Raw genomic sequence first — 26,006 nt, 5'->3', positions numbered from 1 at the left:
AATAATTCTTAGTTATTCGGCCTTTTGTTTAAATTTTGTGGGCAGGTTAACAATTATCCGCGTGCCCATCGGGCGCGCCGTTTCGTCGGCGGCCGAAGAGCGGCTCCTGGCCCGCACCTGCCAGTTGCCGCCCAGGGCGCGCACCCGTTCTTCTATGCCGCGCAGGCCGAAACCGTCGGTTTTGTGCGGCGGGATGCCGATGCCGTCGTCGGTCACTTCCAGGGTGATCAGATCGTTGCGCTGGTAGAGCGCCACCGCGATATGCCGGGCAAAGGCGTGTTTGTTGATGTTGTTGAGCAACTCCTGCACCAGCCGGTAAAGGGTAAAGATCACCACATCGTCATAGGTCTGCTGCGGCAGTTGATAATCCAGTTGGAAGCCGATGCCTCTGGCATTGAAGGCGAACTCATCCGCCAGATGGCGCAGAGCCTGATCCAGCACCATTTCATCCAGCACCGGGGGGCGCAGCCGGCGCAGCAGCTGCCGGGTGGTGTGATGAATGCGCTGGGACAGCTCGCTGATTTGCCCGGCGGCATGGCGGGCGGTTTCTTCCGGCGTGCTGTGCCTGACCAGCATGGCCTGAATCTGGATGGCGGTAATATTCTGCCCGATATCGTCATGCAGCTCGCGGGCGATCTCCTTGCGCACCTCCTCTTCGGTGTGAATGATGCGCTCCATCAGCCGACGGCGGGTTTTCAACTCCTGTTCCAACTGCTGGCGGTAGCGTTGCAGGCGCTGCGCCAACTGCTGCTGGCGGCTGATGGCGATCCCCAGCCCGATGCCCAACAGCGCCTGGGTGGACAGGAACAGCTCCAGTTCGCGCAGGTCGTTGAAGGCGCCGCTGACCTGACGGGTGATGGTAATCATCAGGCTGCCCAGCACCGCGGAGAGCACTCCGCCTTGCCAGCCGAATTTGTAGGCCATCACCACGTTCGGCAGGAAAACGAAAATGATCAGCAGGCGCTCCATCTCCGGGGTAAAGGTGATTTGCAGACAGACGCCGATCGAGAAAAACAGCGAGCACCAAATCAGCAGGGAGGTGCGCAGCGGCGGATCGGGGATCGCCTGCGCCAGCAGGGTTTGCAGGTGCTGCTGCTTGATATACTCATGGATCAGATAGGTAAAGGGAATCAGCAGCACGCCGCCGGTAAAGGTCGCCAGTAGGGTCTGGGTCAGCTGCGTATCCAGCCAGGGGCCGATAAACACGCCGTGCAGGATGCTGTTCAGCGTCAGGGCGGCCAGCAATAACAGTAGCCGCTGCCAGTAAAGGGTATATCGATGCCAGATTTTATGTGTCAGCGCCGCCGGTAGCAGACTCAGCCAGGGGGAGAGCAGCATCAGCCGCCGGGTCAGCAGCTGTTCGCCGATCAGCCAGCCCTGAAGCGCCGTTTCCGTCAGCAGGAGGATCGGCCAGTGTTTGCGCGGCAGCAGGATCATCAGCGCCAGCCGCAGTCCCTGCGGCAACAGCAGCGTCGCCTGTTGGCCGTTATTGCTCAGATAGAAGCTGATTGTCCACAGCGCCAGCCAACTCAAGCCGTAGAAAAAGCCCAGAAACAGCATCATGCCGGCGGAACGCAGGCGGCGCATCGATCAGTTCCCCGGCAGCAACTGATGCTGTAGGGCGAAATGCACCAGTTCGACTGTGCTGGCGCACTGTAGCTTGCCCAGGATATTGGCCCGGTGGACGTGCACGGTTTTGTGACTCAGCGCGAGCCGTTCCGCAATATGCTTGACGCTTATTCCGTTGATCAGCATGGTAAATATTTCCCGCTCGCGCGGCGTCAGCGCCAGCAGCTCCTGCGGCAATTGCTGCTGATGGCGTATGGCGCGCAGGGCGTCGGCGCACAGGTATAACCCGCCGCCGCTGACGGTGCGCACCGCCTGCACCAGCTCCTCAGGACCGCAGCGTTTGGTGAGATAACCGCCGGCGCCGGCGTCCAGCGCGCTTTGCACAAAGGCGCTGGTGTCATAGATGCTCAGAATAATGGCGCGAAAACCGGGGCGCTGCCGGCGCAGGCGGGTAAGTAAACTCAGGCCGCTTTCATCAGGCATGGCGATATCAATCACCGCCACGTCAATGGGCTGTTTGAGCAGGTGCGGCCATGCCTGCGCCGCGCAGGAATACTGCCCGATGATCTGAATATCCTTTTCCAATGTCAGAAGCTGCGCAAAGCCAGACCGTACAACGATGTGATCGTCTATCAGCGCCACATTAATCATGCTATTCCACGCTAACCCAAAGTCATCAAAGCGTAATGATGAGTAGTAATACGGGCGCCCGCAACCGCAGGAAATAAAAATGGAAGCGAGTTAACAGATCAGGCCGCGACTTCGTTTCTGTGCGTATGCGTGAAGTACCACTCGACGGTTTTTTTGATCAGCGCTTCGGTGGCGTCAATATAATTCTCGGGGGCGAGTTTGATCTCCTGTTGCAGAATAAGCGGCAACTCGGTGCAGCCCAGAATGATTTTTTCGACGCCGCTTTGCAGCAGGCGATCTTTTATTGGCGTTAACAGGCTATGCGCCCTTTGCGCATCGCCCGACTTGTACGCGTAAATGCTTTCCATCACCGCGCTTTGCTCCGCCGCCGGCGGAATATGGCAGTCAATACCGCTTTCCGCCAGATGGCGCTGATAAATCTGCGCCTTGATGGTGGCGGTGGTGGCCAACAGTGCGACGCTGGCTATTTTCTTATCGCGAATAACCTGACAGGCGGCGTCAATAATGCTGATCATTTCGACGCGGCTATGCAACTTTAATTCGTTGAACCAGTAATGTGCGGTATTGCAGGGAATAATAATGCACTCGGCGCCGGCATTCTCCAGTATTTTCATATATTGAATCATTTTTTCCAGCGGCGACGCGCTATGGTCGAGAATGCATTGGGTTCTGTCCGGAATATCCGGAATGGAAACCGCAATCATCGGAATATGATCCTGGTCGCGGTAGGCCGGGGTGTTTTTTATCAGCTTTTGCATGGCGTCAACGGTGGCGCCCGGTCCCATGCCGCCAAGAATACCCACTAAACGGTTCATGCTGTTCCCCATAGGTTTTTGAATATGAAGGAATACTCTCTCGTATCCCTGGATTTGACGTCGCCGCGTTGTCGGCTGCGATATCGATTACTTTGGGTATATTGGTCTGGAATGTGAATTGCTAAATCCCCATGCGCTATGTATGATTTGCATAGCACATGGCATTCTTATGCTTTTCTTGGTTTTAACCGCGCGGTAAAATAGAATCGGTGAAATTTCATGCTTAATAATATCGAAACCAAATGGCTTTATGATTTTATCGCGCTGGAGGAGTTCCGCAGTTTTACCGTCGCCGCCGAAAAACGAAATATCTCTCAGTCATCATTCAGCCGTCGTATTCGCGCGCTGGAAAGCGCCATAGGTTTTGATATTTTTGACCGCAGCTCCTCGCCTTTGCAATTAACCGAACAGGGCCGGGTTTTTCACGCGCATATTCGCAATACGCTGGATGATTTGGAATATCAGTTGAATAAACTGCACGGCGGCAGTAATTATAAAAATAAAATAACTATCGCCGCCGCGCATTCGCTGTCAATTTTTATTATGCCGGAGTTGCTTAAAGGGGTGCCGGAGACGCAGGAAAAGATATTTTACGTCGAGTCCATTGACGTTGATGAGGCGGTGTTGAATCTTAAAGAGGGGCGGAGCGATTTTATTTTCTCTTTTTACAATGAAGAGCTGATGTCCGAGCCCTTTATGCATGAGAAAATACTGGAGTCCCGTCTTTATCCGGTCTGCGCCTGTGATAGCGCGGGCAAGCCGCTGTTCGATATCAACGCGCCCTCCGTGCCCTTGCTGAACTACACCGACAGCAGCTATATGGGGCGCCAGGTAAACCGCTATCTCGCCGGCATCGACAGCGATAAATTCGCCATTACCTTTGTCTCTTCAATGAGTGATTTGCTGAAAAGGATGGTCAGGCAGGGGTACGGCATCGCCTGGTTGCCGGATTATTCGATTCAGGAAGAGCTAAAAAATAAAACGCTCGCCATCATCAATATGGAGCATGGGGTGATGCGCATGGGCGTCTATATTTATCGTCTCGATACCCGGTTGAATATGGCGTCGGAGAAGTTCTGGCGTTATCTGAAAAGCCTGAGCCAGCAGTAAATTCGGGCGCTAAAAAGAGTATGGCGGCCGCTAAGGCCGCCATATGAGAAGCGGACGAACGGTTAATTACCGGTTCGCATTGGCTTCCTGATAGGCAATTTCCGCATCTTCTTCTTCCTCCTCCGGTTCGCCAATGCTGTTCTCCAGTTTGGCGACGACGGCGGTGGAGATGCTGTTGCCGATGACGTTGGTGGCGGTGCGGCCCATATCCAGGAACTGATCGATACCGATAATCAGCAGGATGCCCGCTTCCGGCAGACTGAACATCGGCAGCGTGGCGGCGACCACCACCACCGAGGCGCGGGCGACGCCGGCCATCCCTTTACTGGTGATCATCAGGGTCAGCAGAATCAGGATTTGCTGCGTCACGCTTAAATCAATGTTGTATGCCTGGGCGATAAACAGGATCGCAAAGGACTGATACATCATTGAACCGTCAAGGTTGAACGAGTAGCCCAGCGGCAGCACAAAGCTGGTTATTCTTTTCGGCACGCCGAATTTAGTCAGCGCTTCCATGGTTTTCGGATAGGCCGACTCGCTGCTGGCGGTGGCGAAGGCCAGTACGGTCGGTTCGCGGATCAGTTTCGCCAGGGTGAAAATGGGTTTACCGAGGAAAGCGTAGCCAACCAGGAACAGCGCCGCCCACAGTATCGCCAGACCGAGGTAGAACTCGCCGATCAGCTTGCCGAAGTCGTAAAGCAGACCCAGTCCCTGGGTGGTAATGGCGGACGCGATGGCGGCGAATACCGCAATCGGCGCCAGGCTCATCACGTAGTCGGTCACGCGGAACATGACCTTGGCCAGTTCTTCGATCATCGACGCAATCGCCGTCGCGCTTTTGTTCTTGTTTTTCACGTAGGCGAGCGCTGAACCGAAGAACAGCGAGAAGACCAGGATCTGCAGAATTTCATTGTTGGCCATGGCTTCCACGATACTTCTCGGGAAGATGTGACTGATAAAGTTCTTGAGCGTAAAGCCGTCGGTGTTAAGACCGGTGGCGACGTGCGCCGCCGTGGCGGGAACTTCCAGATTCATACCGCCGCCGGGCTGGAAGAAATTAGCCAGCACCATGCCGATAAGCAGAGAAAGGAAAGAAGCGGTGATAAACCAGGTCATGGCTTTCAGGCCAATACGTCCGACCGCGGAAGAGTTGCCCATACTGGCCAGGCCGGAGACCAGCGTGGAGAACACCAGCGGGGCAATGATCATCTTGATCAAACGCAGAAAAATATCGGTAACCATGTTGAAATAAGAGGCGATTTCTTTTGCTCGCCCGCCATCAAGATATTGATGACAAAGCCATCCTATGAATATCCCTAATAAGATAGCGACGACTATCTGTATAAGTAACTTCTGCCTTTGCATATAAACCTCATATTGGTGAATAGATTCAGACAACGCACGGTATTATTACAGCGTGGGAAACGGTGCGTATTCCTTGAACGCACTGAACCAGCACCCTGACTGTTATTGGGGATGTGTGTCTGCCTGCCAGATATTACATTGATTCTGATTTTTTAGCGTTTTTTTCTGTGTGATGAGATGCAAGTCATAGCAATTAAATGCAAAAAACGCATTATAAAAAGGAAGTTATGTCAATGGCGGATGCGGCATTGATGCGCCGCTGCGGATGGTTTTTTATAAAACACATAAAAAACAAAATGATAGACTGTTTTATTCGCCTGGGTCATCACAGGCTTACCGTATTATCAGATTTACTTATAATAATAAGACGATTAACAATAAATAGAATTTTGTCCGCACGCTTCTCCCTGCGAGGTAAGGTGGCGACGAGAAGAATATTTGTATTTTCAATGATAAATAAAAGTGATGTTTATGTTAATTAACGGCTGTGGTTACGCCATGGCGATGATTTATGATATTCGGCGCATGAATTAAAATAAAATCCGGCCGTCGGCGATTTATTGAAAGTAAAGTAAGTAAATGGTTCTTATTATTATTTAGGGGCGGCGCAAATTGTTATTCATGGCGGCTAACCACGATTCAGATCAATCTATTGACGCGACAACGTGGGTTTTCTTTCGGTTAGTCCCTACACTATTATCCTTATTGTTAATGATGATTTTATTGTGGTGGTTATGGCGATGCGACTGAGTGATTCTCCATCACGGTTATCAATCCTGTGGCAGGATACCTTGCTGAAAATATCACAGACATTGTTGCAACAGCGTAGTATCGATGCCGTGTTACAGGCGCTGGATAGTTTATCTTTTTCGGTGGTGCGCTTTGGGCGGGTCAATCTGTTGTTGATCGATCCATTGCATAATCAAACCTTGTTTTATCGCCGCGATCGCGAGGCGGATAAAACACTCTGTAGTGAGGACGCCCTGCTGTTATTGGATGGACCCGGCGGCACGGTATGGCGTACCCGTACGCCGCTGCATTGCGACCAGGCCTGTTTCCGACGCGACTTTCCCCATCTTAGCGATCAACCCGCCTATGCCGGACTTAGCGATTATTGCCAACTGCCCTTATTGACGCCGCACCGCGCATTGGGTGGCGTCGAGTTTATCAAAACCGACGGCAGCCGGTTCGACGACAGCGAGATTACTTTTTTCCAGGCGCTGTCCGCGGTGATTACGCTGGCGCTGGAGAATATCAGCGAACGAGAGCTGGCCCGGCAGGAAGAAGAGAAACTGCGTCATGAGCGCGACCATTTCCGCATTCTGGTCGATGTGACCAATACCGTTATTTCCATGCGGGAACCGCAAGCGCTGGCGCGGGAGGTTTCAAAGCAGATCCATCTTTTTTTCAGTGTCGACTTTGTGGCGCTGGCATTACGGGATGACGACGATAAAACGCTGAAGTATTACGCCACGCATTACCTTGCCGGGCATGCGCCGCGCTCAGGCGAGGGAGAACTGGCGCTGGCGGAAACGCCGGCGGCTGAAGTTATGCGCAACAATGAAGCCATGCTGATCGATAATCGTGAGCGGACTATCCAGCCCGGCGGGCCGCGTTATCTGGCGCAATGGTTTGACCGCGGACTAAAACATGCCTGCCTGCTTCCTCTGGCGTGCGGCAATCGTGTTCTGGGCGTTCTGGAACTGGCTCACCGAGCTTTATCGTTCAATGACGCGGACATGAAATTACTGCGCCAGATTGCGTCGCGCATCGCCATCGCGCTGGATAACGCGCTGGCCTATGAGCAGATCACCCGTCTGAAAGACAGCCTGATTCATGAAAACTTCTATCTGACGGAGCAGTTGACCGAACATTCCCAACGTCTGGGTGGGGAGGCCTTTGGTGAAATTATCGGTCGCAGTGCGGCGATCCGCCAGGTGCTTGAACAGGTGGAAATGGTGGCCGGCAGCGACAGTACCGTGCTTATTCTGGGAGAAACCGGCACCGGGAAAGAGTTGATTGCCAGAGCGATCCATCGTCTGAGTCGGCGTAAAGGCAAAGGCATGGTGAAAATGAACTGTGCGGCGATACCTTGCGGATTATTGGAAAGCGATCTGTTCGGACATGAAAAAGGGGCTTTTACCGGCGCCACGAATCAGCGGCAGGGACGTTTTGAAATGGCGGACGGCAGCACGCTGTTTCTGGATGAAGTCGGCGATATTCCCCTGGAGCTACAGCCCAAACTGCTGCGCGTATTGCAGGAGCGGGAGATCGAACGGCTGGGCGGCAGTAAAGTTATTCCGGTAGACGTGCGGCTGATTGCTGCCACCAACCGTGATTTGAAACAGATGGTGGCCGTTCGGGAATACCGCAGCGATCTCTATTATCGCCTGAATGTTTTTCCTATCGTGATACCGCCGCTGCGCGAAAGGCCGGAAGACATTCCGCTGCTGGCGAAGTTTTTCACCCGCAAGATTGCGCGCCGGATGAATCGGGGCATTGACAACATTCCCAGTGAAATACTGCGTCAGCTAAGCCGGCTCCCCTGGCCGGGGAATGTGCGCGAGCTGGAGAATGTGATTGAAAGGGCGGTGATCCTCACCAAAGGGACCACGCTGAATTTGCAGTTGGCCGAGTTGCAACACCACCTCTCTCCGTTGGAAACGCCCAAACCCGCTGCGCCGGCGGCGGTTCCCATAGCGGAAGATAAGAAAGAAGAGTCGGAACGCCAGCGGATTATCCGGGTGCTGAGAGAAACCAACGGCATTGTCGCCGGGCCAAAAGGCGCGGCGGCGAAACTGGGTTTGAAGCGCACGACACTGCTATCGCGCATGCAGCGTATGGGGATCTCGGCCAAGAGCATCGAGCGCGTGGAGTGAATTCATTCTCTCACATTTCCGGCAGGCGCCGAATCGGCGACGCCGTTTTAACCGCCGCTCCCGTTGCGGATAGCGGCCGGCATCTCCGGCCGCGCAGGGTTAATTCACTTCCTCCGCGGTTTTGCGCAGATGGGCTTTCAACTGGCTATATTCCTGCTGGACATAGTTTTCCGCCCACAGCTGGTTCTCAATCGCTTCCAGTTTCACCGCGCAATATTTATATTCCGGGGTTTTGGAAATCGGATCGAGGTGATCCAGCGTCAGCTCGTTGCAGGCGCCAATCCACCATTGATAGGTCATATACACCGCGCCTTTATTGACCCGCTCACTGACGGACACGCGGCTTATGACCTTGCCGCGCCGGGAGGAAATCCAGGCTAGATGCTGATCGCTCAGGCCCAGTCGTTCGGCGTCTTCAGGGTTGACCTGAACGTAACCGGGTTCGTCCGCCAGCGTTTGCAGCGCGCTACAGTTACCGGTCATCGAACGGCAGGAGTAGTGGCCGACTTCACGCACGGTACACAGCACCAGCGGGTAGCTTTCATCCACCAGCTCCATTGGCGGCCGCCATTCGGTAGCGAACAGCAGGCCTTTGCCGCCGGGACGGTCAAACTGGTTGCCTGCGTATAGCCATGGCGTGCCGGGGCTATCCTCGGTGGCGCACGGCCACGGAAGGTATCCCAGGCCGGCCATTTTCTCGTAGGTCGCCCCGTAATAGAGCGGGCATAAATGGCGCAGTTCATCCCAGATTTCCTGGGTGCTGTTATAGTGCATCGGATAGCCGAGCGCGGTCGCCATCAGGCTGATGATTTCCCAGTCGGGTTTGACATCCCCTATAGGTTCTACCGCCTTGTAAAAGCGTTGGAAGCCGCGGTCGGCGGCGGAATAAACCCCTTCGTGTTCGCCCCAGGAGGTCGCGGGCAGAATCACGTCGGCCACCGCCGCGGTTTTGGTCATAAAGATATCCTGTACGATCAGCAATTCCAGCTCGTTGAACGCTTCGCGCATCATGGAGAGATCCGGTTCGGTTTGCAGCGGATCTTCGCCCATCACATAATTAGCTCTGATTTTTCCTTCTTTGATCTTGTGCGGCACATCAGTAAGTGAATAGCCGATTTTATCCGGCAGGTTCGGCACTCCCCAGGCTTTGGCGAATTTGGCGCGCGCCTCTTCATCGGTGACTTTTTGATAACCGGGGAAGACATTCGGCAGGGCGCCCATATCGCAGGCGCCCTGTACGTTGTTTTGACCACGCACCGGACCAACGCCCACGTTGGGACGTCCCAGGTTTCCTGTTATCAGCGCCAGTCCCGACAATCCTTTCACCACGTCAACGCCTTGGCCCCACTGGGTTACGCCCATGCCCCACAGAATGGTTGCCGATGGCGCGGCGGCGTACATGCGCATTGCATCACGGATCAACTGCGGCGACAGGCCGGTGATGTCCGCTACGTATTCCGGCGTGTATTTGGCGACGATCTGGCTATATTCCTTAAATCCTTCCGTATGGCGCGCCACATACTCCCTGTTATAAAGACCCTCATTAATCAGCACGTTGGCAAAGGCGTTGACCAGCGCCATATTGGAGCCGTTTTTCAGCGGCAGCCAGAGATCGGCGATACGCGCGGTTTCGATGCGGCGCGGGTCGCAGACGATGATTTTGGCGCCGCGCTCTTTGGCTTTCAGGATGCGGCGGGCAACGATAGGGTGCGAGTCTGCGGCGTTATAGCCGAACACCAGAATACATTCGGTATGCTCGATTTCGCAGATGGAGTTACTCATCGCCCCATTGCCCAGCGTGACCTGTAAACCGGCGACGGAAGGACCGTGGCAAACGCGGGCGCAGCAGTCGACATTGTTGTTGCCGGTAACGGCGCGGGCGAATTTTTGCATCACATAGTTGGTTTCATTGCCGGGACCGCGGGAAGAACCGGTATGCATAATGGATTCCGCGCCGTACTTCTCTTTGATGGATTTCAGTCGGGAACTGGCGAACGCAATCGCCTCATCCCAGGAGACCGCTTCAAACGGCGCGCCTTTTTGGCGCCGAATCAGCGGTCGTTTCAGCCGCGGCGTCAATAATTTGGTGTCGTTAAGGAAATCCCAGCCGTAATAGCCTTTCAGGCACAGTTCGCCTTCATTGGTGACGCCGTTGGCGCCCTCCGCGCCGACCACCTTGCCGTTTTCCACCAGCAGGTTAATTTTGCAGCCTGACCCGCAATATGGGCAGACGGTGATCACTTTTTGCATGATGATTCTCCTTCAGCGTCTCTTTATGGCGCTGTTCAGAATTGCATTCCTGCGGCTTCATCAAGCGCCGCACGCCGTTGTTTTTGTTGGATCATGGCCTGAATATCATCACGGCTGAACATCCGTAATGCTTTCGTCGGGCAAACCTCAACGCACGCCGGTCCCGCTGCGCGCTTATCGCAAAGATCGCATTTCTGCGCCTCGGCTTTTATATGACTGCTCAGTACCTGATAATGGCTGATGCGGGCAACAGGTTTACTGATCACGGTCATGGCGCCGTAAGGGCAAGCCACCACACAGGTCTTACAGCCGATACATTTTTCCTGCTGTACCTTAATACGGTCGTTCGCATGGGTGATGGCGCCGTTCGGGCACACGATGGCGCATGGCGCATCCTCACACTGGCGGCACTGAATCGTGGTGCTGATATTCAGCCCTTTAACGACCCTGAGGCGCGGTAAAAAGTTTTCTGAGGATAATGCGGCCTTACCGTCGCTGTGGGACAGCGCACAGGCGACTTCGCATGTGCGACAGCCAATACATTTCCAGGGATCTGTAATAACGAACCGGTTCATGACATCGTCTCCGACCTGAGTGCAGGTGAAAAAATCGTTGTGTCGACATATCGATGCGGCGGCACATCGCCGCCAATAAGCAGGCTTTATGCCAATAGTGATATGCGGTTACTAATGTATTGAATATTAATTATTTATTATTATTCTTTGCCGTGAAACATGGCGTGAGCGTCAACGGTGACGACGACGGGAACGCTATTTCGGCAGATTTGACGAAAAAATATGATGTCGCTCAAACAATCGGAGCAAGGAGGTATCAATGGCAATTTATGTCAAAAAACTGTCACACTGAAGCGTATATTTCGCCTGGCACTATAAATAGTAACGTCAGGTATTGTTATGCCGGAAACCATAATCAAAAGAGAAATAAATGGCTTTCATGTCTATGAAAAGTCCCGATGCGGGACCTACGTCCGAATCTTAGCCGATTTTTGCGCGGGGAAAATCGGCTATAAGTTACTTAACAGCGGCAGTGCAGAGCGCAAGGTCTATTTGCTAGAGGTTAATGGCACCAGATATGTGCTGAAATGGGAGCGGGAGCGGGATCCCCGGCTGGAGAAACGCCTGTCCCGTTTTATCTTCGGTCCGTATTACTCCAGATTAATGTACCGCGTGGCCGTGGCGCGCGAACAAGGCTGTACCAAAACGGCGGATATTTATGCCGTCGCCGAAAAGGTCAGACATCGCGAAGCGGTGGAAACCTACATCCTGGCGGAGTATGTGGAAGGCAGGCCGCTGGCCGAACTGGGTGATTTTTCGCCTTATAAAGATGAAATCAAAGCCTGCGTGGAAGATTTGCACGATCACCGGCTGGCCTCCAACGATATCCATCCCGGCAATATTATTCTCACCGACCACGGACTGCGTATTATTGATTTGTCTGACGCCGGCAGTCTGTCAATTTGTCAGGTGAACGATGCCTTTGCCTTGAAAAAGTTTTATGACATCGATTTAAAAATCAACAATCTCATTTATTATCTTATCGGCCTGCGCAACAGATTTCGTGATTTCTCCAGAAAAATACGCGGTAAAAAGCATTAGTCATGGCTTTACTGCCGTAACCCTGCCGCGCCCTTACTATTGCGCAGGCGGGGTATGGTAGTAGATAAGTTGATATGAATTGCGCTAACCCCCCCCTCATTTTATCTATTCGTGCCTATACTTTATTTATCTCCGCTACAGGGGAGACAGGCTAACTTTCATTAACCGACCTCTGGGTATCTCGGCTTTTTTGCTGCACGACTGCTGAATCGGGCGTTTTGATATGCCTGAGGGTCCGTTTGGCTTGTCGATGCGCGCCGCTGGGAGGACACAGCAATGATCAAAATACAAAATAGTTTCCAAATCTGGATCTGGTATGGAAACTATTTTATAACTTTATGAGGTTTACTATGAGCTTTCTAAAGAATATCAGCATAAGAGTTATGGTGCTAATTATTGTGGCATTCCTGCTGATGATTTGGGGTATCGCATCAGGATACAGCCTGTATTCTCTGTATCATACAACTGATTTACTTAATAAAAACGAAGTGCAGCGCAAAACTTACTCTTATCTGGTCTATGGCAGCGATCAGTATTTCCGGGCGATTACCCGCATGGAACGGACAATGGATTATTTACAGAAAAATGATCCGGAAAATGCGCGAAAAACACTGGATATGGCTCAGTCGGCGATAAAAAATAGCAAAGAATCGTTGGAAAAATTTAAAGCCGGGGAGCATATCGGGGTGGGAAACGCCACCCTTGCTGACATTACCAATAACTGGTCGCGGTTAATATCCGAGGCGATCGATCCCATGAACAACGCGTTGCAACGGAATAACATCGAGGAATTCCGTCAGATATTCCGTAGTGTTTATCCGCCGATCAGTTTGGCCTTCGGCGTCGATATTAAAAAATACACCGACCAAATTACCGCCGCGGAATTTATTCCGCTGGTGAATGAGTACAACATTCATAATCGAAACGTACTGATTGCCAGCATTATTATCGGCATCGCGGTGCTGCTGTTTACCGACTATTATTTGAGGAATTATCTGGTTATGCCGATAGGGGTGCTTAAGTCGCATCTGGCGCAGCTGACGGCGGGCCGGTTGGGATGCGATCTGGTGGAATTCGGTCGTAACTGTGCGGGTCGCCTGATTCCTGATATCAAAAGGTTGCAGCAAAGCTTACGTGATACGGTCACCGCCATTCGCCAAAGCGCCACGGCTATTGATAGCGGCACCACCCATATCAAGCACGGTAATGACGATCTTTCCGGCCGGACCGAACAGCAGGCCGCCGCATTGCAGCAAACCGCGGCCAGCATGGAACAGATCAGCTCAACGGTGAAACAAACCTCAGAGAACGTCCATCAGGCGCGCGGGCTGGCGCAGAACGCCTCCGATGTCGCGAAAAGAGGCGGTGAAATCAGCAATAGCGTTATGGTCACCATGGATGACATTAGCGCCAGTTCGCGCAAGATTGCCGATATTACCACGGTGATTAACGATATTGCCTTCCAGACCAATATTCTGGCGCTTAACGCGGCGGTTGAAGCTGCCCGGGCCGGGGAGCAGGGCCGGGGATTCGCGGTGGTGGCCGGTGAAGTCCGCACGCTGGCGCAGCGCAGCGCTCAGGCGGCGAAAGAAATTGATGCCCTGATCGCCGAGTCGGTATCCCGGGTTTCCGCCGGTGCGGGTCTGGTCAGGCAATCCGGCGAGGCGATGGAAGCCATTATTACCGCCATTGATCATCTCAACGATTTGATCGGTGAAATTGCCGCCGCTACCGATGAGCAAACCCGCGGCATCGGCCAGATTAGCCAGGCAATCCATGAAATAGACGGCGTAACGCAGCAGAATGCCGCGCTGGTGCTGCAATCGGCGGAGTCCGCCGCCAAACTGGACCGGCAGACAAGCGAGCTGGCGGCGGCGGTGGATGTTTTCCAGCTTGGGAATGATGATTGTCTGCCGGGCACGGAACAGTACGACGCGTTGAACACGCCGCTGAAACATCCGGTGATGGTGAGGGAAAATACGCAATTGTTGAGCGCCAGCAGCCACGGCGACAGCGGCTGGGAAAAATTCTGATTTGACCGCTCGTCGCCGCGGTTTTTGTTTATCATTTTATTGATTGTTAATACAGGCCTTAATGCGCATGGTTAGTGCGCATTAAGGAAAATCTTCACAATTTCTGAAATCCGCCATTCTTTTGCCAGTTCGCCAGCCGCTGGTAAATCTGTTCCACCGCCCGTTCCACCTCCGCGCTGAGCGGAAAATAGAACGCCGCCAGCGCGGGCTGAATGCCGACGAAAATCACCTCGGGAATATCGTTTTTCAACTGGTCGATGAGGAAATTCAGCGGCAGATTGTGGGTGTTCATCAGCAGGTCTTCGGCGATACGCGCCGGATCGACAATACGTATTTCACCCGGCGCCAACCCCATATCGCTGGCGTCCACCACCAGCAACCGTTTGGGCCGCAGGGCGCGGATCTGGTGCACCGTATTCTCCGGAACGGCGCCGCCGTCGATCGCCGACCAGCCGGCAACCGGATTTTGCGCCATGCGCTCGGCCAGCAACGGCCCGGCGCCATCGTCCCCCATCATGCTGTTGCCGACGGCGAGCACCATATTGTCGGTACGTTGGTTAGGTTCAGTCATCAATCCGTTTCACCATTAAATAGAGCGCGCTTTCCCGTTCAATCGCCTGTAGATAAGCGAGCAGGGTGTTGGTCCAGTCGGGCCAGGCGTCCTCTCCGTCGGCTAAGCGGCTGAAAGCCGGTCCCAGCAGTTGGGTGTGACTGCTATCGATGACGATCTCGCCGAACTTCATCAATCCGGCCATTTTACGCCGCGCCTCGCCGTCGGGGAGTTGGCCGATCCAGCGTTGATAATCCGCGAACGGACAGGTCAGTATTCGTTGCAAACAGTCGATCACCCCGACGTGATGGCCGATCGCCAACGAGTAATATATTACCTGTTGCGCCTGCTCCGGCACCTTGTCCTTGCTGTCGAGGAACTTCTGATTCAGCGCGTAGAAAATCGCCTGACTGTTCATCGGCAGCGCTCCCCCCTAAGCAGCGACAGGTAAATTTGTTGCAACCGCCCGACGATTTCATTCAGCCGTGGGTCGTTATGCGGTTGCAGCCAATCGTTGATACGTTGATCGAAACCGTCCGGCGATTGATTTTTCAGCCGGGCCAGGAAGGCGTCGCAGATTTCCCGTCCCTGACGGTATCCCGCCATTCGTCGGGCTTCCCGTTCCAGCAATACGCGCAGATCCGGCGGCACGGCGGAATGAATCAAGGCCGCTTTTTCATCCTCTTCCTGCTGATATGCGCTGCCGTGAAGCTTTTGTTCCAGCAGGCCGAGCGCGACCGCGAATCCATAGAGCGTGGCGGCGGGCGTCGGCGGACAGCCGGGAATATAAACGTCGATCGGCACGATGGCGTCGCTGCCGCCCCAGACGCAATACAGGTCGTGGAAGATGCCGCCGCCGCAGCCGCAGGCGCCGTAAGAGATACAGATTTTAGGATCGGGCGCGGACTCATAGGCGCGCAGCGCAGGGGTTCGCATGGCGCGGGTCACCGCCCCGGTAAACAGCAGAATGTCGGCATGACGGGGCGAGGCCACCACTTTGATGCCAAAACGTTCGGCGTCGAACACCGGGGTAATGGCGGCGAAAATCTCTATTTCACACCCGTTGCAGCCGCCGCAGTCGACGCGGTAAACGTAGGCCGAACGTTGGATATCCTTCAGCAGCGTTTTTTTCAGCTGTTGCGCCTGTTCATCCAATACGATCGGCGTGCTCCGGTAGTGATCGGCGTGAGTACTCATGATTTGCTCCCTTTGATCGTCGCCGGAGCGCCGCCGGCCGTCGATTGAACATAGCGGCTCAGCATCACATTGTCTTTGTTGTCCATATTCTGTTTGCGTTTGCATTCGGGACAGGTTGCAAACTGATTGCGCCGCGCCGCCGCCTCTTCTTCGGACAGGCCGGACTGCGCCATCAGCGCCATGACGTATTCCACCTCTTTTTGCGGCGCAAAAGGACGGCGGCAAACGTGGCAGTTCAACAGGTTAAAGGTCGCCCGCTGATAGAGATCGGCCTTGCTGGCGACGGCCATTTCAAACTCCTGCGACAGCACAATGGCGCGGGTCGGGCACACTTCCTCGCAGCGTCCGCAGAAGATGCAGCGCCCGAGAAACAGCTGCCAGGTACGGGTGCCGTTGACGACGTCGTTTTCCATCGTCAGCGCGTTCGGCGGGCAAGCCATGGTGCAGGCGGCGCAGGCGATGCATTGTTTGGCGTCGTACTGTGGTTTGCCGCGAAATCCCGTTGGAACGTCCAGCGGTTTAAACGGGTATTTCACCGTACTGTTGCCGGCCTTGAGGATGGTTTTAAACAGTTTCAGCATGATTCATCCCTCTACTTGAGCGGCGAACGGGTGCGTTCCAGGCCGTAACGTTCCATTTCTTTATAAGGCACCGTGGTGATTTTCTGTTTGCGCACGTCGATAAGCGTCACCCGGTCGGTACAGGAGTAACAGGGATCCAGACTGCCGATAATCAGCGGCGCATCGGAAACGGTATTGCCGCGCAGCATATAGCGCAGCACCGGCCAGTTGGCGTAGGTGGCGGCGCGGCAGCGCCAGCGGAACAGTTTCTGGTTGTCGCCGGTCATACTCCAGTGAATGTCTTCGCCGCGCGGCGCTTCCGTAAAGCCCAAGGCGAATTTGTGCGGCCGATAGGTGAAATCTTCGTTGAGCAATGAGCCTTGCGGCAGGTTGTCCAGACCGTATTCAATCATCGCCATCGAGGTGAATACCTCCCGCACCCGGACCAGCACGCGGGAATAGACATCGCCCGCATCCAGATGATGCAGCTCCATCGGCAAATCCCGATAGCCCGCGTAGGGGTGGTCGACGCGCATATCCCGCTTAAAACCGCTGGCGCGGATCATCGGCCCGACCGGGCTGTAATCGCGGGCGACTTTTTTGTCCAGAATACCAATGCCTTGAGTACGCTGTAGCATATTGGGCGTGTTGAGCAGCATATCGGTCAACTGGCTGACCTCGGTGCGCATCTCGCGGATCAGCCTGATGGTTTTCAGCCTGTCGTCTTTCAGAATATCGCGGCGGATGCCGCCAATCAGATTCAGTCCGTAGGTTTTGCGCGCGCCGGTCAGCATTTCCGCAATGGTCATCGACTTTTCCCGGATGCGGAAAAACTGCATAAAACCGGTATCGAAACCGGAAAAGTGGCTGGAAAGCCCGATGTTCAGCAGATGGCTGTGCAGGCGTTCTACTTCCAACAGAATGCTGCGGATACTGTGCGCCCGCGGCGGAACCACGATACCTAACGCATTTTCGATGGATGAGGAGTAAGCCACGCTGTGGGTAAAGCCGCAAATACCGCACACCCGGTCCGACAGGAAGGTCACTTCGTTATAACCCATGCGCGTTTCCGCCAGCTTTTCCATGCCCCGGTGTACGTAGAACAGGCGATAGTCCGCATCGATAATCTGCTCTCCGTCGACGAACAGACGGAAGTGGCCGGGTTCATCCGAGGTGATGTGCAGCGGCCCGATGGGCACCACCCGGGTGGCGCCGGTGGCTTCATTGGTAAACGTGTAGCATTCGTCATCGCGGGTCGGCGCCGGCCGCTGGCGATAATCCATGGCATCCTTGCGCAGCGGATAGAGATCGTCCGGCCAGTCGTCGGGCAGCACCAGCCGGCGTTCATCCGGTAAGCCGACCGGGATCAGACCATACATATCGCGCACTTCGCGTTCTCCCCACACGGCCGCCGGTACGCGGGGCGTGACGGAGGGAAACTCCGGGTTGTCCGGGTTGACCAGCGCTTTGACAATCACCCAGCACTTTTCGCCTTCTTCCATCGACAGCACGTAGTAAACGGCGAAATAGCCGTTCAGTGAACGTTCATCGTTGCCAAACAGCACGGGCAGCCATCCTCCCTGCTGGTAGTAAAGAAATTCAACCACCTCCGGCAGCATATTCAGTTTGACGCTCAGGGTCAGCTGATTCGATGTTTGCCACTCTTCCTCCAGAATGGCCGCCGGGAATCGCTGTCTGACCTGCGCGGCATAACCGGCGCCGAGTTTGTCAGTATGGGATACCTGGCTGGAAGCTGGGGGATCATTGATCACGATACGTCTCCTGACGGGAAGGGGTTGGCGCTGAATGTTCAGCGGTGTGAAGTCCGGTTGTGCCGCCGTCCGCGGTGCGCAGCCAGGGCTGCGGGAACGGGCTATTTAATTCAATCTCGTGGCGCGGTGCCGCGTTGGTCACGATGGCCGTCGCATTTTCCAGCAGGCGGATAACCGGTTGGGGAATATGCGTTCCCATGACCAGCATCAGGATCAGCAGCAGCACCATCGGCGCGGTGGTCATGATCCCCAGTTCGCCCTTGTCGACCGCCGCCGGGCTGCTGCCCAGCACGGTGCCGGCCACCATTCTGATCAACCCGGCCAGCACCACGGTCAGCAAGACCAGCAGGGCAATCACCAGCCAGAGATGGCCGCCGCCGATGCCGGCGCTTACGGTCATAAATTCGCTGAGGAACATATTGAACGGCGGCATGCCGCCCAGCGCCAGCGCCCCGCCGGCCAGCAATGCGCCGGTGAGCGGGGCGACGCGCATAATGCCTGTAATCGCATCCATATCGCGCGTACCGTATTTCAGCAGCACGTTGCCGGAACCGCAGAACAGCAGCGTTTTCGCCAGGCTGTGATTCAGGGTATGCAGCAAAGCCGCGAGAATGCCCAGCGGGCCGCCAATCCCCAGCGCAACGGCGATCAGCCCCATGTTTTCAACGCTGGAATAGGCCAGCAGGCGTTTCATATCGCGCTGAACCAGGATCAGGAAGGCGGCGACTGCCACCGACAGCATGCCGAACACCAGCAGCAGCGTGCGGGGGAAATCGGAACCGATAGCGGCGCTGACGATAATGTAATAGCGCACGATCACCAGCAGCGCGCAGTTCAGCAAAACCGCGGACAATAGCGCGCTGGTCGGGCTTGGCGCTTCACTGTGCGCATCCGGCAGCCAGGCATGCATCGGGAACAGGCCGGTTTTGGTGCCGAAGCCGATGATGATAAAGATAAACGCCAGGTGCATCAGCGTACCGTCCAGTTCCCCCGCATGTTTCAGTACTTCCGTCCAGAAGATGGCATCGCCCGGTTGCGCCATCACGCTGGCGGCGTTGGCGTACACCAGCACGGTGCCATAGAGGCCGAAAGCGACGCCGACCGTACAGATGATGATGTATTTCCAGGCGGCCTCCAGCGAAGAGCGCTGGCCGTAGAGGCCGACCAGAAAGGCGGAGCTCAACGTGGTGGCTTCAATGGCGGCCCACATCAGGATCAGGTTGTTGCTGGTGATCGCCAGCAACATGGTGAACAGGAACAGATGAAAGAAGCCGTAGTAGTCGCACAGGGTGGTCACCGTGATTTCCCCGCCGTCGACCTCATGGCGCATATAGCCCATGGAGTACAACCCGGTAAGAAAGCCGATGATGCCGAGAATAGACAAAAACAGGGCGCTGAGGCTGTCCAGATGCAGCCAGTTATCTACGGCCAGAATTTCTCCGTTCTGGCACACCAGCCACACCTGCTGCATGGAAACAGCCAGCAGGGCGATAATGCCCAGCAGGTGGATGATGCTCACCAGCATGCGCGCCTGACCGCCGGTGAAACGGCACAGGAAAGCCAGCAGCGCGGTTACCATCGGGGTGGCGAGCAGGGTGAGAAGGAGAGCGGTAGTGGTCATGTTATTCACCCCTTCAGCACGGTTAGCTGTTGCACATCGAGCGTATTGAGCGTGCGGTGGATTTTGCGGGCCATCAGGGCCATGACAATCACCGCGAAAATCGCGTCGGTGGCGATGCCGATTTCCACCAGCTCCGGCGCCCGGTGCGCCAGCAGCGCCAGCGTCAGGTGGGAGCCGTTTTCCATCAGGCAGTAGCCGAATACCTGTTTGAGGATATTGCGCTGGGTGACAATGCACAGCAGGCCGATCATGAAGTGGCCGAGGGATACCGCCAGCGCCGGTTTCAGCGCGCTGACCATCGGCAATTTAACCGGTTCGACCACGAAGTAGCACAGCACCACAATCAGGGTCGCCAACAGGATAATCACCGCCGGGCCGACTACGCCGCCATCGGCTTTCGGGTCGTCCAGCTTGCGAAACGCCCGGTACATAATGACGGGAACCAGTATGACTTTGGTGATAAACGCGCTCAGGGACCACAGATAAAGCTGGCGGGCCTGTAGCAATTCGGCCAGCGAGAAGAAAATCAGCACCAGCACCAGCGACTGTAGCGCATACAGGCAGGCCGATACCGTTGGGCGTCGGGCGCAGATTACCAGCAGGGAAGTAATAATCAGCAACCCGGCCAGATTATTAACGATCAGAGATCCAGTCATCATTCATCCTTAGTTCAGCCAGATGGCGGCGATAACGCTTGAACATACCGACATGACGATCAGCACCATCAGCACCCCCTGCATCGCCCAGGGTACGGGTATGGCGGCGGCAACGTCTTCGGACGGTTCTCCCGGTACGGTGCGGCCGAACCAGTAGAGAAGCCAGGCAAAACTGGCTACCGACTCAATCAGCGAAATAATGAGTAAAGGCAGCAGCCAGACATATTCCCGCGACAGGCTGAAACCGGCGGCGAACAGGGGGAATTTACTGAAGAAGCCGTTAAACGGCGGTACGCCGGCAATCGCCAACGCCGCAACGCAAAATCCGACGCCCAGCAGCGGCATTTTCCGCATCATGCCTTTCAGTTTCGGCAACATCCGGGTGCCGCAGCTGTAGCTGAACGCGCCGGCCACCAGGAAAAACAGACTCTTGGCGAAGGCGTGGTTGAAGATGTACGCCACGCCCGCGTCGAACGCCATGCGCGAGCCGAACGTCGCCAGCGACAGGGCGAAGAAAATGTAGGCCAGTTGCGTAATGGTGGAGTAGGCCAGCAGCCGCTTCATATCTTTTTGCGGCAAATACATGATGAAGCCATACACCATGGTGATGGTCGCCATGACGATGCCGAGCGCGCCGATAATATGCGGCACCTGCCCGGCGGAGAGGATCGCCCGGGCGAAAATATAGACGCCGACTTTCACCATCGACGCCGCGTGCAGATAAGCGCTGACCGGCGTCGGCGCCTCCATGGCGTCGGGCAGCCACATATGCAGCGGCAACTGCGCCGATTTCCCCCAGGCGGCGAACAGAATGCCGCTGAATACGATGATTTTGCCGTTGGCGTCCAACTCCGCCAGCGCGCTCAGCGCGAAGGTTCCGGTCTGCGCAAACAGATAAGCCGCCGCCAGATAAAGCCCGACGGACGCAATGTGCGTGACCAACAGCGCTTTCAGCGCCGAACGCAGAGATTTCGGCTGCTGGTAATAACCGATGAGCGCCCAGGAGCAGCCGCCGGTGATTTCGAAAAACAGCAGTTGTCCCAGCAGGGTGGATGACAGCGTGACGCCGGCCATCGCGCCGATGAACACCAGCAGAAAGGCATAATAGCGGTTGGTGCCTTCGTGGGGATGTTCCCGGTTGCCCAACGTCAGATAGCCCGTGGAATAGATGCTGACCAGTAGGCCGAGGAACACCACGGCAAAGCCGATCAGCAGGCTGATGCGGTCGAACAGAAAACCGAACAGCTCAGCCTGGCCGTAGCGGTAGAGGGTATAGGCAAGATCCGTTTTCCCGCCGGCCAGATAGCCGTAGCCCAGCCAGCTCATGCCGAACGTCGCCAGCAGGGCAAACAGGACGCAGAGTCCTTTAGCCTGGCGCTGCGGCAGGGTGGCTATCAGCAGCGCGCCGATAAACGGCAGCAGGATGGTCGCCAGAGCAACATTCTTTAAGATGAAAATATCCATGATGAATGCCTGCTCCTTATAGACCGGTAAAATAGAAAACGAACGCCAGCGCCGCGACGCCGAAGCCCAACCAGGTAACATGTCCGGTGAGCAGGAAGCGCCCGCGCGCCAGGCTGTTTTCAATTAAGGCGGCAATGATAAACACCACGATCAGCTTGATGACAAAGGCGATCGAACCGCCGATCAGGGCGGCCGGCGTAAAGGTTTCGGCTTTGCCGAACGGAACGAAGATGGAAAGAAACAGGGCGGCCACCATCACCTGTTTCAGGCTGATCCCCCATTTCAGCAGCGCCAGCGCCGCGCCGGAGTATTCCGTCAGCGGGCCTTCCTGTAGCTCCTGCTCGGCTTCGGCCACGTCGAACGGGATTTTTCCCATTTCGATAAAGGTAGCGAACGCGCAGGCCAGCAACGCCATCACGGTGGCGGTCGGCGACAGCCAATGGCGGGCGGCCAGCATGCTGCTGATATTGCCGATATTGGTGGATCCGGCAATCAGCGCGACCACCAGCAACGCCAGTATCATGATGGGTTCGACCAGAATTCCCAGCGTAAGCTCGCGGCTGGCGCCGATGCCGGCAAAGCTGCTGCCGGAGTCCAGACCGGCCAGCGCAAAGAAGAAGCGGAACAGCGCGAACAGATAGAGCAGGGTAATGACGTCGCCGGCGGCACCAAACGGCGATACCCAGGTGACGATGGGCAGCGTCATGGCCACCAGCAGCATGGTGCCGATGAGGATGTAAGGCATCAGGCGAAAAACGCCGCCCGCATGCTGCGGAGAAATATCCTGCCGTTTCAACAGCTTGAAGATATCACGGTAGTCCTGCAACACGCCCGGCCCCTGCCGGGAATGCATTTTGGCGCGAATAACCCGCGCCATACCGGACATCAGAGGTGCCAGCGCCAGCAACACCAGCGCCTGAATAAGCGCGCAGACAATCAGGCTGGAGACGGGCGCGGCCAGCGTCCCTGAGTTTATCGTTCCTGTGATTGAGCTATCTGCGATCATCATGTTCTCCTCAGGCCATCGTCAGCAGCAGGATCACCAGGGCGGCGACCACATACAGGCAGTAAACCCGGAAGTCGCCATGCTGAATCCGCTGCGCGATGCGGCCGACACGCTGCGCCAGGCGGACCAGCGGCATGATTAGGCGCCTATCCCAGACGGGTTCGGTTCGCCCGGCGGTCAGGGTGGTTTTATCCAGCGCGGTTTGCAGCATCGGGGCCGGATCCAGCGTTTTACGTATTCGATATAAAGGCGCGAACATTACGCGCAATGGCTGGGTGAAGCTGGCGGCGGAGGCCGCCATCGAGGCCTCGTAGCCATAGCCGCAGGCCCAGGGCGTGCCGCGGCGGCGAAAATTCAGCCGCGCGCCTTTCGCGCCGATATAAAGCAGCAACGGCAGGAGCGGCAAGGCCAGCAGCAGGATGAAAATCAGCGGCGCCGCCAGCGAGGTTTGCGCCGGGTCGCCGGGGAACACCAGCATGCCCTGAGCCACAGTCGGCGCGGCGCTTCCCGTCAGGCTGGCGGCGACCCGGCCGATCGCCGGCGCCACTTCGCCGGCGCCGACGCCCAGCGCGATGCACAGCAGCGCCAGCAGCCACATGGCCGCGGTCATCGGCCAGGGGACTTCCCGCGCCTGCGCGGCTTTCTCGCTGCGGGGTGCGCCGGAGAAGCTGATGCCGTAAACCTTGACGAAACACATGGCCGCCAACGCCCCGGTAATCGCCAGCATCACGATGGCGATGGGCGCGATAAGGCGCAGTGAAAAACCGCCCTCGCGACTGAGGGTAAACAGCGACTGGTAGGTGAACCATTCGCTGACGAAGCCGTTCAGCGGCGGCAGCGCGGAAATCGCCATGCAGCCGATAAGAAACGCCGGCGCGGTATAGGGCATCGCGCGCGCCAGGCCGCCCATTTTCTCCATATCCTTGGTGTGCAGACGGTAAATCACCGCGCCCGCGCCCAGGAACAGCAGTCCCTTAAAGACGGCATGGTTCAGCAGGTGATACAGGCCGCCCAGCAGGCCAAGCGCCGCCAGCAGCGGGTGATGGGTGGCGATGCCGATCATCCCCACGCCGACGCCCATCAGAATGATGCCGATGTTTTCCACGGTGTGATAGGCCAGCAGACGTTTGATATCGTGTTCGGCCAGCGCGTAGAGCACGCCGAGCACCGAGGAGACCGCGCCGAACGCCAGCACCACCACGCCCCACCAGACTTCAGCGGCGCCCAGCAGGTCGATGCCCACTTTGATAATGCCGAAGATGCCGATTTTCACCATCACGCCGGACATTAACGCCGACGCGTGAGACGGCGCGGCCGGGTGCGCGCGCGGCAGCCAGCCGTGCAGCGGCAGCATCCCGGCTTTGGCGCCGAAGCCGAAGAAAGCCAACAGAAATACGCTGGACGCCTGCGGCGCGGAGAGAGTCGCCTGGCGGAAATCGGCGAAATTAAGGCTGTTGCTGTGCCGATACAGCAGCAGGAAGGCGATCATGATTAGCACCGAACCGGCGTGAGCGATTAAAAAGTAAAGCAGACCGGCATTGACGGCCTCTTCGTCCCCATCGGAAATCACCAGGAAATAGGAGCTGAGCGACATCGCTTCAAATAGGATAATGAAGTAAAAAGCGTTATCGATAACCACCAGCGCCACCATCGAGGCGATAAACAGGTTCATAAAGAATCCCATCGCCCAGGCGCGTCCACGGTATTGCTGTAGATAAGAGAGCGAATAGAGGGAAGTCATAATAACCAGCAGCGAAATGACCATGATGATGAAGGCGGCAAGAGGATCCATTCTTAGCGTTAAATGGGCAAACGCGGCGAATGGCCCTTCAAATGCGGCGGTCAGTACCCGGCCGTCGAGCAGTACCGGCAGTGCGGCGGCGATGCCGCACAGTCCGCCCAGAGCGGAACTGAGGCCGCTCAACAGAATAGCCAGCGACTCGGCGCGGGCCAGACACAGGGACAGCAGCGCGCCGACGGAATAGAACGTCAGCGCCAGCGCCAACCATTCCAGTGAAGTCATCATAGTTTCTTCTCCCGATCGACCGCGTCTGGCGGGAAGGGTCTGTTGCCGGCCGGCCATTCCATGGCATGACGGCGTTTTTCTGCGTTCAGCCGTTCAAGCTCCCGATCGTCGACGATGAACAGCGCCTTGGTTGGACACACCCGGACGCATTCCGGCCCCTTTTCCTGAAAGGCGCAGAGATCGCATTTGACGGCGACGCTGCGTACCCCGGCGTTCCAGGAAAGAAGAGGATTGATGGAGGAAATGCTGCATGGGACATCGGAAAGCAGGGATAAAGGAATGTTCTGACTGAAGGTCTCCGGGATGGCCGGCGGCTTGCTGCCGGACGGCGTTATCGCGCCGAAGGGGCAGGCGATGGCGCAGAGTTTGCAGCCGATGCAGGTATTTTCATTCAGCACCACCGCCTGATCCTGATGGGTGATGGCGTTAACCGGACAGACTCTGGCGCAGGGCGCGTCTTCGCAATGGCGGCATAACACCGGCGCGGTGCCGGCGAGGTCGCGCTCCACCGTCAGCCGCGGATGCGTCTGCAATCCCTGGCGGCGGTGTACCTGCGTACAGGCGGCCATGCAGGTGTTGCAGCCGATACAGCGTTTAGGCTCCGCAATGACGAAGCGGTTCATAGCCATATCCTCCAGGGGGATTGTGTCAAGGTTTGCCGCGTTAAAGCATATTTTGTGCCACCTCGGGCGATCCGGCCGTCAGGCCGCGTAGGATAAGGGATTGAACAAGCGAGGGCCGGCAAAAGCGCGCACGATATGGCCAGACTCGACATTAGTGACGACGGCGATTGGCGGGGAGGATTCGACACTTTTGACGACCGGAGGAGGCCGGCCTGGTTTTGGGCGGAAAAAGCGCCGCCTTAT

Annotated in this window: 22 protein-coding genes; 5 read left to right on the top strand and 17 right to left on the bottom strand. The window is 56.2% G+C overall.

What is annotated here, in order from left to right; genetic code table 11:
- Positions 1-12 precede the first annotated feature (12 nt).
- From EH206_RS14615 to cuyB, 3 genes are all read right to left on the bottom strand, one after another.
- Positions 13-1,587, bottom strand: coding sequence for an MASE1 domain-containing sensor histidine kinase (locus EH206_RS14615; RefSeq protein WP_009113597.1), 1,575 nt, complete (start codon positions 1,585-1,587; stop codon positions 13-15).
- Between the two features lie 3 nt (positions 1,588-1,590).
- On the bottom strand, positions 1,591-2,220 hold the full coding sequence (locus EH206_RS14610; protein ID WP_009113596.1) for a response regulator transcription factor: 630 nt from the start codon (positions 2,218-2,220) through the stop codon (positions 1,591-1,593).
- A 98-nt stretch (positions 2,221-2,318) separates the two neighbouring features.
- Complete coding sequence (cuyB, locus tag EH206_RS14605; protein WP_009113595.1) at positions 2,319-3,035, bottom strand: cysteate racemase; 717 nt, start codon at positions 3,033-3,035, stop codon at positions 2,319-2,321.
- 68 nt (positions 3,036-3,103) lie between these two features.
- Here cuyB and EH206_RS23725 point away from each other — a divergent pair, with 68 nt between their 5' ends.
- Together EH206_RS23725 and hypT are read left to right on the top strand one after the other, a co-directional pair.
- Entirely contained in the window at positions 3,104-3,160 is a 57-nt protein-coding gene (locus EH206_RS23725) for a hypothetical protein (RefSeq protein ID WP_483995146.1), read from the top strand.
- Between the two features lie 94 nt (positions 3,161-3,254).
- Positions 3,255-4,145: a hypochlorite stress DNA-binding transcriptional regulator HypT gene (gene hypT / locus EH206_RS14600; protein WP_009113594.1), complete on the top strand. Its 891-nt coding sequence runs from the start codon at positions 3,255-3,257 to the stop codon at positions 4,143-4,145.
- Positions 4,146-4,211: 66 nt separating this feature from the next.
- On the opposite strand, the gene EH206_RS14595 is transcribed toward hypT, so the two are convergent.
- Positions 4,212-5,510: a dicarboxylate/amino acid:cation symporter gene (locus EH206_RS14595; protein WP_009113593.1), complete on the bottom strand. Its 1,299-nt coding sequence runs from the start codon at positions 5,508-5,510 to the stop codon at positions 4,212-4,214.
- A 734-nt stretch (positions 5,511-6,244) separates the two neighbouring features.
- Between EH206_RS14595 and flhA the strand changes: the two genes are divergently transcribed.
- Positions 6,245-8,389 carry a formate hydrogenlyase transcriptional activator FlhA gene (gene flhA / locus EH206_RS14590; protein WP_136163905.1) on the top strand — a complete coding sequence of 715 codons (2,145 nt, stop codon included), beginning with the start codon at positions 6,245-6,247 and terminating at the stop codon, positions 8,387-8,389.
- A gap of 99 nt (positions 8,390-8,488) precedes the next feature.
- Here the strand turns inward: flhA and fdhF are convergent, their stop codons facing one another.
- Both fdhF and EH206_RS14580 read right to left on the bottom strand, forming a co-directional pair.
- Complete coding sequence (gene fdhF, locus EH206_RS14585; protein ID WP_009113591.1) at positions 8,489-10,639, bottom strand: formate dehydrogenase subunit alpha; 2,151 nt, start codon at positions 10,637-10,639, stop codon at positions 8,489-8,491.
- Between the two features lie 35 nt (positions 10,640-10,674).
- A complete protein-coding gene (locus tag EH206_RS14580; RefSeq protein WP_009113590.1) occupies positions 10,675-11,214 on the bottom strand; it encodes a 4Fe-4S dicluster domain-containing protein in 540 nt (179 codons plus the stop codon).
- 339 nt (positions 11,215-11,553) lie between these two features.
- On the opposite strand from EH206_RS14580, the gene EH206_RS14575 reads away from it, so the two are divergent.
- Complete coding sequence (locus tag EH206_RS14575) at positions 11,554-12,255, top strand: lipopolysaccharide core heptose(II) kinase RfaY (RefSeq protein WP_009113589.1); 702 nt, start codon at positions 11,554-11,556, stop codon at positions 12,253-12,255.
- A gap of 350 nt (positions 12,256-12,605) precedes the next feature.
- Positions 12,606-14,288: a methyl-accepting chemotaxis protein gene (locus tag EH206_RS14570; protein WP_009113588.1), complete on the top strand. Its 1,683-nt coding sequence runs from the start codon at positions 12,606-12,608 to the stop codon at positions 14,286-14,288.
- Positions 14,289-14,382: 94 nt separating this feature from the next.
- On the opposite strand, the gene hycI is transcribed toward EH206_RS14570, so the two are convergent.
- The 11 genes from hycI to EH206_RS14515 all read right to left on the bottom strand — a co-directional run bounded on the left by hycI (position 14,383) and on the right by EH206_RS14515 (position 25,763).
- Positions 14,383-14,859, bottom strand: a complete 477-nt coding sequence (gene hycI, locus EH206_RS14565; protein WP_009113587.1) for a hydrogenase maturation peptidase HycI — start codon at positions 14,857-14,859, stop codon at positions 14,383-14,385.
- Positions 14,852-15,256 (bottom strand): formate hydrogenlyase maturation HycH family protein, encoded by a 405-nt coding sequence (locus tag EH206_RS14560; protein WP_009113586.1) that lies wholly within the window; start codon positions 15,254-15,256, stop codon positions 14,852-14,854. The genes hycI and EH206_RS14560 overlap by 8 nt, the downstream gene beginning before the upstream one ends.
- On the bottom strand, positions 15,253-16,035 hold the full coding sequence (locus tag EH206_RS14555; RefSeq protein ID WP_009113585.1) for an NADH-quinone oxidoreductase subunit B family protein: 783 nt from the start codon (positions 16,033-16,035) through the stop codon (positions 15,253-15,255). The genes EH206_RS14560 and EH206_RS14555 overlap by 4 nt, the downstream gene beginning before the upstream one ends.
- Positions 16,032-16,616: a hydrogenase 4 subunit H gene (gene hyfH / locus EH206_RS14550; RefSeq protein WP_009113584.1), complete on the bottom strand. Its 585-nt coding sequence runs from the start codon at positions 16,614-16,616 to the stop codon at positions 16,032-16,034. Before hyfH ends, EH206_RS14555 begins: the two co-directional genes overlap by 4 nt.
- An 11-nt stretch (positions 16,617-16,627) precedes the next feature.
- A complete protein-coding gene (locus tag EH206_RS14545; RefSeq protein ID WP_009113583.1) occupies positions 16,628-18,367 on the bottom strand; it encodes a hydrogenase large subunit in 1,740 nt (579 codons plus the stop codon).
- Positions 18,357-19,988 (bottom strand): hydrogenase 4 subunit F, encoded by a 1,632-nt coding sequence (locus EH206_RS14540; RefSeq protein ID WP_009113582.1) that lies wholly within the window; start codon positions 19,986-19,988, stop codon positions 18,357-18,359. The genes EH206_RS14545 and EH206_RS14540 overlap by 11 nt, the downstream gene beginning before the upstream one ends.
- A 5-nt stretch (positions 19,989-19,993) precedes the next feature.
- Positions 19,994-20,644 (bottom strand): hydrogenase 4 membrane subunit, encoded by a 651-nt coding sequence (gene hyfE / locus EH206_RS14535; protein ID WP_009113581.1) that lies wholly within the window; start codon positions 20,642-20,644, stop codon positions 19,994-19,996.
- Between the two features lie 9 nt (positions 20,645-20,653).
- Positions 20,654-22,108, bottom strand: coding sequence for a hydrogenase 4 subunit D (locus EH206_RS14530; protein WP_009113580.1), 1,455 nt, complete (start codon positions 22,106-22,108; stop codon positions 20,654-20,656).
- 16 nt (positions 22,109-22,124) lie between these two features.
- Complete coding sequence (locus EH206_RS14525; protein ID WP_232216609.1) at positions 22,125-22,994, bottom strand: respiratory chain complex I subunit 1 family protein; 870 nt, start codon at positions 22,992-22,994, stop codon at positions 22,125-22,127.
- A 130-nt stretch (positions 22,995-23,124) separates the two neighbouring features.
- Positions 23,125-25,140 (bottom strand): hydrogenase 4 subunit B, encoded by a 2,016-nt coding sequence (gene hyfB, locus EH206_RS14520; RefSeq protein WP_009113578.1) that lies wholly within the window; start codon positions 25,138-25,140, stop codon positions 23,125-23,127.
- A complete protein-coding gene (locus EH206_RS14515; protein WP_009113577.1) occupies positions 25,137-25,763 on the bottom strand; it encodes a 4Fe-4S dicluster domain-containing protein in 627 nt (208 codons plus the stop codon). The genes hyfB and EH206_RS14515 overlap by 4 nt, the downstream gene beginning before the upstream one ends.
- Between the last annotated feature and the right edge of the window lie 243 nt (positions 25,764-26,006).

The sequence above is a fragment of the Brenneria nigrifluens DSM 30175 = ATCC 13028 genome, from assembly GCF_005484965.1.
GTDB classification, from domain to species: Bacteria; Pseudomonadota; Gammaproteobacteria; order Enterobacterales; family Enterobacteriaceae; genus Brenneria; species Brenneria nigrifluens.
This window is presented reverse-complemented; position numbering and strand designations above follow the sequence as displayed.

Bases quoted from the DNA above. Each gene is read 5' to 3' on its own strand.
- EH206_RS14615 (WP_009113597.1), bottom strand. From the start codon at position 1,587: ATGCGCCGCCTGCGTTCCGCCGGCATGATGCTGTTTCTGGGCTTTTTC.
- EH206_RS14610 (WP_009113596.1), bottom strand. From the start codon at position 2,220: ATGATTAATGTGGCGCTGATAGACGATCACATCGTTGTACGGTCTGGC.
- cuyB (WP_009113595.1), bottom strand. From the start codon at position 3,035: ATGAACCGTTTAGTGGGTATTCTTGGCGGCATGGGACCGGGCGCCACC.
- hypT (WP_009113594.1), top strand. From the start codon at position 3,255: ATGCTTAATAATATCGAAACCAAATGGCTTTATGATTTTATCGCGCTG.
- EH206_RS14595 (WP_009113593.1), bottom strand. From the start codon at position 5,510: ATGCAAAGGCAGAAGTTACTTATACAGATAGTCGTCGCTATCTTATTA.
- flhA (WP_136163905.1), top strand. From the start codon at position 6,245: ATGGCGATGCGACTGAGTGATTCTCCATCACGGTTATCAATCCTGTGG.
- fdhF (WP_009113591.1), bottom strand. From the start codon at position 10,639: ATGCAAAAAGTGATCACCGTCTGCCCATATTGCGGGTCAGGCTGCAAA.
- EH206_RS14580 (WP_009113590.1), bottom strand. From the start codon at position 11,214: ATGAACCGGTTCGTTATTACAGATCCCTGGAAATGTATTGGCTGTCGC.
- EH206_RS14575 (WP_009113589.1), top strand. From the start codon at position 11,554: ATGCCGGAAACCATAATCAAAAGAGAAATAAATGGCTTTCATGTCTAT.
- EH206_RS14570 (WP_009113588.1), top strand. From the start codon at position 12,606: ATGAGCTTTCTAAAGAATATCAGCATAAGAGTTATGGTGCTAATTATT.
- hycI (WP_009113587.1), bottom strand. From the start codon at position 14,859: ATGACTGAACCTAACCAACGTACCGACAATATGGTGCTCGCCGTCGGC.
- EH206_RS14560 (WP_009113586.1), bottom strand. From the start codon at position 15,256: ATGAACAGTCAGGCGATTTTCTACGCGCTGAATCAGAAGTTCCTCGAC.
- EH206_RS14555 (WP_009113585.1), bottom strand. From the start codon at position 16,035: ATGAGTACTCACGCCGATCACTACCGGAGCACGCCGATCGTATTGGAT.
- hyfH (WP_009113584.1), bottom strand. From the start codon at position 16,616: ATGCTGAAACTGTTTAAAACCATCCTCAAGGCCGGCAACAGTACGGTG.
- EH206_RS14540 (WP_009113582.1), bottom strand. From the start codon at position 19,988: ATGACCACTACCGCTCTCCTTCTCACCCTGCTCGCCACCCCGATGGTA.
- hyfE (WP_009113581.1), bottom strand. From the start codon at position 20,644: ATGACTGGATCTCTGATCGTTAATAATCTGGCCGGGTTGCTGATTATT.
- EH206_RS14530 (WP_009113580.1), bottom strand. From the start codon at position 22,108: ATGGATATTTTCATCTTAAAGAATGTTGCTCTGGCGACCATCCTGCTG.
- EH206_RS14525 (WP_232216609.1), bottom strand. From the start codon at position 22,994: ATGTCCGGTATGGCGCGGGTTATTCGCGCCAAAATGCATTCCCGGCAG.
- hyfB (WP_009113578.1), bottom strand. From the start codon at position 25,140: ATGATGACTTCACTGGAATGGTTGGCGCTGGCGCTGACGTTCTATTCC.
- EH206_RS14515 (WP_009113577.1), bottom strand. From the start codon at position 25,763: ATGAACCGCTTCGTCATTGCGGAGCCTAAACGCTGTATCGGCTGCAAC.